The organism is Enterovirga sp. (genome assembly GCF_035325185.1).
Taxonomy (GTDB): domain Bacteria; phylum Pseudomonadota; class Alphaproteobacteria; order Rhizobiales; family Beijerinckiaceae; genus Enterovirga.
This window is the reverse complement of the sequence record NZ_DAOLAJ010000120.1, coordinates 1-2482: the sequence shown is the minus strand read 5'-3', so window position 1 is coordinate 2482 and position 2482 is coordinate 1. Positions and strand designations below refer to the sequence as shown.

General features: G+C 67.8%; 2 protein-coding genes. Both read left to right on the top strand.

Annotated features, from left to right (window positions below; translation table 11 throughout):
* Positions 1-1457: Re/Si-specific NAD(P)(+) transhydrogenase subunit alpha (locus tag PKD06_RS17000; RefSeq protein WP_324382195.1), on the top strand; the 1457-nt coding region annotated here is incomplete at its 5' end.
* 10 nt (positions 1458-1467) lie between these two features.
* The coding region (locus tag PKD06_RS16995; protein WP_324382193.1) for an NAD(P)(+) transhydrogenase (Re/Si-specific) subunit beta at positions 1468-2482 on the top strand (1015 nt) is incomplete at its 3' end.

The following is a 2482-nucleotide window of genomic DNA, read 5'->3' as shown; positions in this document are numbered from 1 at the left end:
GGCGCCGGGCCAACGAGGTCGCCATCCTGCTGCGCGCGGCGGGGGTGACGGTGGTGGACGGCGCCGCCGCGCTCTGGGAGGAGGCGGATGTCATCGCCAAGGTGCGCCCGCCGGAGACGGAGGAGGCGGAGCGCCTGAAGGCGGGCAAGACGCTGATTTCGTTCTTCTATCCGGCCCAGAACAAGGAGCTTCTGGACCTCTGCGCGAAGAGCGGCGCGGACGTCATCGCGATGGACATGGTGCCGCGCATCTCGCGGGCGCAGAAGATGGACGCCCTGTCCTCGATGGCGAATATCGCCGGCTACCGGGCGGTGATCGAGGCGGGCAACAATTTCGGCCGCTTCTTCACGGGCCAGATCACGGCGGCGGGCAAGGTACCGCCGGCCAAGGTGCTGGTGATCGGGGCGGGCGTCGCGGGCCTCGCTGCCATCGGCACCGCGACCGCGCTCGGCGCCGTCACCTACGCCTTCGACGTCCGCCCCGAGGTCGCCGAGCAGATCGAGTCGATGGGCGCGTCCTTCGTCTATCTCGACTTCAAGGAGCAGCAGCAGGACGGCGCCGCGACGGGCGGCTATGCCGCGCCCTCCAGCCCCGAATTCCGCGAGGCGCAGCTCAAGAAGTTCCGGGAACTCGCCCCGGAGATGGACATCGTCATCTCGACCGCGCTGATCCCGGGCCGGGACGCGCCGGTCCTGTGGACGAAGGACATGGTCGAGGCGATGAAGCCCGGCTCGGTCATCGTCGACCTCGCGGCCGAGCGCGGCGGCAATTGCGAATTGACCAAGCCGGACCAGAAGGTCGTGAGCCCGAACGGCGTCACGATTATCGGCTACACGGATTTCCCGAGCCGGATGGCGTCTCAGTCCTCGACGCTCTACGCGACCAACATCCGCCACATGATGACGGACCTCACGCCGGGGAAGGACGGCAAGGTGGTCCACAACATGGAGGACGACGTCATCCGCGGCGCGACGGTGACCTATGAGGGCGCCGTCACCTGGCCGCCGCCGCCTCCGAAGGTGGCCGCGATCGCGGCGCAGAAGCCCAAGGAGAAGGCCAAGGAGCTGACGCCGGAGGAGAAGCGGGCCCAGGAGGCCGCCGCCTTCCAGGCGCAGACCAAGAGCCAGGCCATGCTGCTCGGCATCGGCACCGTCGTGATGCTGCTGGTCGGGGCGGTGGCGCCGGCGAGCTTCATGAGCCACTTCATCGTCTTCGCGCTCGCCTGCTTCGTCGGCTTCCAGGTCATCTGGAACGTCTCGCACTCGCTGCACACGCCTCTGATGGCGGTCACGAACGCGATCTCGGGCATCATCGTGCTGGGGGCGCTGCTTCAGATCGGCTCCTCGGGCAAGATGGTCGTGCTTCTGGCGGCGGTCTCGGTGCTCATCGCCTCGATCAACATCGTCGGCGGCTTCCTGGTCACGCGCCGGATGCTCGCCATGTTCCAGAAATCCTGAGGAGGCCGCTGTGGGCGTCGGCATCGTTTCTGCGGCCTATATCTCGGCTGCCATCCTGTTCATCCTGTCTCTCGGCGGCCTCTCGAACCAGGAGAGCGCCAAGCGGGCCGTCTGGTATGGGATCGTGGGCATGGCTCTCGCCGTGCTCGCGACCGTGTTCGGGCCGGGCAGCGGCAAGCTGTGGCTGGTCCTCATCATGTTCGCCGTCGCCGCCGTGATCGGCTGGCAGGTGGCGATGCGGGTGCAGATGACGGAGATGCCGCAGCTCGTTGCGGCGCTCCATTCCTTCGTCGGCCTCGCGGCGGTTCTGATCGGCTTCAACGCCCATCTCGAACTGGCCGCGGTGCAGGCCATGGACGCCGCTGCCCGCGCGGCCCTGACGGGCTTCGCCGGGGTCCTGGCGCACAAGACGGGGGTGGAGGTCGGCATCCTGAAGGTCGAGGTGTTCCTCGGCGTCTTCATCGGCGCGGTCACCTTCACGGGTTCGGTCGTGGCTTTCGGCAAGCTCGCGGGCAAGGTGGACGGCAAGGCGAAGAAGCTGCCCGGCGGCCATTACCTCAATGCCGGCGCGGCCGGGCTCTCCTTCCTGCTCCTCCTCTTCTATGTGGGCGGAGCGGGGATGTGGGCGCTGGTCCTGATGACGATCTTCGCCCTCTTCATCGGCTACCACCTGATCATGGGGATCGGCGGGGCGGACATGCCGGTCGTGGTCTCGATGCTGAACTCCTATTCGGGCTGGGCGGCGGCGGGCATCGGCTTCACGCTCGGCAACGACCTGCTCATCGTGACCGGGGCGCTGGTCGGCTCCTCGGGCGCGATCCTCTCCTACATCATGTGCAAGGCGATGAACCGATCCTTCATCTCCGTGATCCTGGGCGGCTTCGGCGGCACGACCGGGCCGGCGCAAGAGATCCATGGCGAGCAGATCGCGATCGATAGCGACGGGGTGGCGGCGGCGCTGAACGAGGCGGACAGCGTGATCATCGTGCCGGGCTACGGCATGGCGGTGGCGCAGGCGCAGCAGG